At 68.1% G+C, this 4,310-nt stretch carries 5 protein-coding genes and 1 pseudogene; 5 read left to right on the top strand and 1 reads right to left on the bottom strand.

Annotated features, from left to right (window positions below):
- Positions 1-1,219: PAS domain-containing sensor histidine kinase (locus tag G3N99_RS35690; protein WP_241012019.1), on the top strand; the 1,219-nt coding region annotated here is incomplete at its 5' end.
- Positions 1,216-1,863 carry a response regulator transcription factor gene (locus G3N99_RS35695; protein WP_006483707.1) on the top strand — a complete coding sequence of 216 codons (648 nt, stop codon included), beginning with the start codon at positions 1,216-1,218 and terminating at the stop codon, positions 1,861-1,863. The genes G3N99_RS35690 and G3N99_RS35695, both read left to right, overlap by 4 nt.
- Positions 1,864-1,941: 78 nt before the next feature.
- On the opposite strand, the gene G3N99_RS35700 is transcribed toward G3N99_RS35695, so the two are convergent.
- Positions 1,942-2,346, bottom strand: a complete 405-nt coding sequence (locus G3N99_RS35700) for a lysozyme inhibitor LprI family protein (RefSeq protein WP_206124706.1) — start codon at positions 2,344-2,346, stop codon at positions 1,942-1,944.
- A 345-nt stretch (positions 2,347-2,691) separates the two neighbouring features.
- On the opposite strand from G3N99_RS35700, the gene G3N99_RS35705 reads away from it, so the two are divergent.
- The 3 genes and pseudogenes from G3N99_RS35705 to G3N99_RS35715 all read left to right on the top strand — a co-directional run.
- Positions 2,692-3,294: a DUF1326 domain-containing protein gene (locus G3N99_RS35705; RefSeq protein ID WP_174935336.1), complete on the top strand. Its 603-nt coding sequence runs from the start codon at positions 2,692-2,694 to the stop codon at positions 3,292-3,294.
- A 23-nt stretch (positions 3,295-3,317) separates the two neighbouring features.
- On the top strand, positions 3,318-4,106 hold the full coding sequence (locus G3N99_RS35710) for a DUF2182 domain-containing protein (RefSeq protein ID WP_174985198.1): 789 nt from the start codon (positions 3,318-3,320) through the stop codon (positions 4,104-4,106).
- Positions 4,107-4,114: 8 nt separating this feature from the next.
- Positions 4,115-4,310, top strand: a pseudogene (locus G3N99_RS35715) (EamA family transporter); the annotation flags it as partial.

Here is a 4,310-nt window from a genome sequence, read left to right on the forward strand (position 1 = left end):
CGCGCAACGCGCGGCCGGCACCGTGCTCGCCGCCGGGCTGATCGCGTCGATCGCGTTCGCGGTGCTCGTCCATGCGCTGTTGCGCGGCCGTTCCGGCGCCGCCGATTCGGGCGCGAGCAGCCGCGGCATCCTCAACGAGGCGCGGATGATGGGCATCATCCGTTCGTCGATGGAGGCGATCATCACGATCGACGAAAAGCAGACGGTCGTGATCTTCAACCCGATGGCCGAGCAGGTGTTCGGCGTGTCCGCGATGGAGGCGATCGGCGCGCCGCTGTCGCGCTTCATCCCCGAGCGGTTCCGCGCCGCGCACGCGAAGCACGTCGACCAGTTCGGCGTGACGGGCGTGTCCGAGCGGCAGATGGGCCGCCAGCGGGTGCTGTTCGGGCTGCGCGCCAACGGCGAGGAGTTTCCGATCGAAGCGTCGATCTCGCAGATCCGCGACGCGTCGGGCAAGCTCTATACGGTGATGCTGCGCGACATCACCGAGCGGCAGCGTGCGGAGAATGCGCTGAAGCTGTCGCGTGAGGAGTTGCGCGAACTGTCGGCGAACCTGCAGAACGTGCGCGAAGAGGAAAAGACCCGCATCGCGCGCGAACTGCACGACGACCTCGGCCAGCAGCTCACCGCGCTGAAGATGGATCTGTCGGTGGTCGAGCAGCAGTTGCGCGTGCCCGGCCGCACGCAACCCGACGAAGACGTGCAGACGCACCTGCAGGGCATGCGGCGGCTGATCGACGCGACGGTCGCGTCGGTGCGGCGCATCGCGGCCGACCTGCGACCCGTGATGCTCGACGATCTCGGCCTCGTGCCGGCGATCGAATGGCTCGCGAACGATTTCACGAACCGCTACGGGATCGATGTCGAACGGCACATCGAAACCGGCGGCCTCACCTTCACCAGCGCGGGCGCGACCACGTTGTTCCGGATCGTCCAGGAAGCGCTGACGAACGTCGCGCGCCACGCGGATGCGACGCGCGTCGCACTGCGGCTCGACGTCGAGGAAGGCTTCTGCGTGTTGCGCGTCGCGGACAACGGCCGCGGCTCGGCGCCCGGCGGCCCGGCCCACGAAGACAAATCGTTCGGCCTGATCGGCATTCGCGAACGCGCCCACATGCTGGGCGGCACCGTGACGATCGACACCGCGCTCGCGCGCGGTTTCTCGATCACCGTCGCGTTCCCGCTCAGTACCGTCCAACAGGAAACGCTCATCACATGATCAAGGTGCTCATCGCCGACGACCATACGCTCGTACGCGACGGTCTGCGGCACATCCTCCAGAACGCCACCGGATTCGAGGTGGCCGGCGAAGCCTGCGACGGCCCGTCGACGATCGCGCTCGTGCGCGCCACGCCCGCGCAGGTGCTCGTGCTCGACCTGTCGATGCCGGGCCGCAACGGCGTCGAACTCATCAAGCAGATCAAGGACGAGAAGCCCGCGCTGCGGGTCCTCGTGCTGACCATGCACGCGGAGCAGCAATACGCGGTGCGCGCGTTCCGCGCCGGCGCGTCGGGCTACCTGACGAAGGAAAGCGCGAGCGCCGAGCTGGTCGGCGCGGTCACGAAGGTCGCATCGGGCGGCGTCTACGTGAGCCTCGCGATGGCCGAGCAGTTCGCGCAGAGCCTGAACGAGCCGGCCGAGACGCTGCCGCACCAGCGGCTGTCCGACCGCGAATTCGACGTGTTCCGACGAATCGCCGCCGGCCAGACGCTGACCGAGATCGCCAACGCGCTGTGCGTGAGCGCGAAGACGGTCAGCACGTACAAGACGCGGATTCTGGAAAAGATGCAGATGCCGCACGAAGCGGCGCTGGTGCGTTACGCGATGCGGCACAAGCTGCTCGACGAAACGGACGACGTGTAACGGACGACGCCTGGCAGCGGATGGACGGCGGGCGCCACCGGCCGCGCGGCATGCGCCCGGTCGGGCGGCGCCCCTCGCTTACCTGGCCGGCACCGGGCACGCGAGATCGCCTTCCTCGCACGACAGATAGCCCTTTAGCGTTTCGGTGCGTGCTTTCGTCAGATCATCGAGGCAGGTCGACACGACCATCGGATACGCACTGCCGCCCTCGGCGTTCGCGCTGGAGAAGTTGCATTCGGCATCGCGATACGTGATCCACGCACGCTGCGCATTCACGAGTTTGTCGGCGAGCGGCCGCGCATCGCGCAGGCGCGCGGTGACGGCCTGGTAGGTCCGGTTCAGTTCCCCGTCGGATTTCTTGTATGCGCGATCGGCGCATGCGGTCATCGCCGCCTGATCCGTCGCATCGGCACAATTCGCCTGCGCATGGGCGACGTTCGCCGCCAGCGCGAGCGAGCACAGCAGACCGGTCAAGACACGCATGGATGCTCCTTGTTGTTCGTTGAAGTCGTGGAACCCGGTGCCGGGCTTGCCGCGCTGTCGCGCATCGGCCGCCGTCTCGCGGCGACACCGATCGCGATGCTAGCGCACGCGCGCTGGCTTGTCAGCCGGTGTCGCGGCATGCGACGGCTTGCATATCGGCCCTTCGCACCTACACTTGAAAATCGATACGCCGCTTCAGGCCCGCGCTATCGCATCCATCCCGTCTCCGCTTCCGCGCATTCCTCAGCGCATTTCGCGTTCGCATCGCCGAGCGGGGTGACGATTCGTCAGTCAGCTTCCTCCCCCAGCCCAACGTGCATTCGCCGTCGCCCCCTGGAGGGAATCATGAGCTATCACCTTGAAGGCCGTCTGCTCGAGGTCTGCAACTGTCGCGTACTCTGCCCGTGCTGGATCGGCGAGGACCCCGATTTCGGCGTCTGCGACACGATCGTCGCGTGGCATGTCGACAAGGGCACCATCGACGGCGTCGACGTGGGCGGCAACACGATCGCCGCGGTGTGTCGCGTGCCGGGCAACATCCTGCAAGGCAACTGGACGGCTGCGATCTATCTCAGCGACACGGCGTCCGAGGCGCAGGAGCAGGCGCTGCTCAAGGTCTACACGGGCCAGGCCGGCGGCCCGATCGCCGACCTCGCCAAACTGATCGGCAAGGTCGTATCGGTCGAACGCGCCCCCATCACGTTCAATGTCGAAGGGGCGCGCGGCACGCTGTCGATCGGCACCGACTACCACGCGGAACTCGAGCCCTACCTCGGCCCGAGCGGCGCGCAGACGACGCTGACCGACACCGTGTTCTCGACGGTGCCCGGCGCGCCGGTGTTCGTCGGCAAGGCGCCCGTCTATCGGTCGAAGAATGCGGCGATCGGCATCGACGTCGACCTGAAGAATCACAACGCGCTGCAGAGCACGTTCCTGTTCGACGCGTGAAGCGCGATCGCCCGCCAACGGTCATGGCTGCGTCGCTGCACCGGCGCGTGTTTCCGCTCGTGCTCGCGAGTCTCGTCGCGTTCGCGTGGCTCACCCTGTGGGCGTGGACGCGCAGTCCGTACGGGCGGTACCTCGACCACGGTGACAGCGCGTTGGCCGAACCGTTTGGCGCGCTTTGCCGTGCGCTGCCCGGCGGCACGCTGTGGCTGCCGGCCGCGTTTGCTGCGGCCGGCTGGACGCTGATGATCCTCGCAATGATGCTGCCGACGACGCTGTCGCTGTTCGACGCGTTCGCCCGCGTCGTCGCCAGCCGCCCCGACCAGACGCGCCTGCTCGCGCTCGTCGGCATCGGCTACGTCGCTACGTGGAGCGGCTTCGGCCTCGTCGCACATGGCCTGCACGGGCTGCTGCTGACGGGTGTCGCGCGGGTGCCGGCGCTTGCATGGCGCGGCTGGCTGATCGGCGCGGCCGTCTTCGCGCTCGCCGGCGCGTTCCAGTTCAGCGGGCTCAAGACGCACTGCCTCGACCGGTGCCGCACACCCTTCAGTTTCGTGATCAGCCGCTGGCGCGGCCGCACGCCGATGCGTCACGCGTTTGCGCTCGGCGTCAGCCACGGGCTTTTCTGCATCGGCTGCTGCTGGGCGCTGATGCTGCTGATGTTCGTCGTCGGCGTTGGCAGTCTCGGCTGGATGCTGGCGCTCGCCGCGTTGATGGCCCTCGAGAAGAATGCGTCGTGGGGGCAGGCGCTCACCGCGCCGCTCGGCGTCGCATTGTTCGGCGCAGCCGTGCTGATCGTCGCCAGCCACGCGTGAGGCCCGCGATGCGACCGCCCGCCTCCGCCTTCGCGCTGCATGTCCGGCCCGGTGTGCGCGTCGTCGCGCTGACGTCGGTCGCGATGCTCGCCTTCGCGTCGAATTCGCTGCTGTGCCGACTCGCGCTGCAGGCCGGGCGGATCGACGCGGCCAGCTTCGGCAGCCTGCGCCTCGTATCCGGCGCGCTGATGCTCGCGAACGGCG

The sequence above is a fragment of the Burkholderia sp. Ac-20392 genome (genome assembly GCF_017104585.1).
Lineage (GTDB): Bacteria > Pseudomonadota > Gammaproteobacteria > Burkholderiales > Burkholderiaceae > Burkholderia > Burkholderia lata.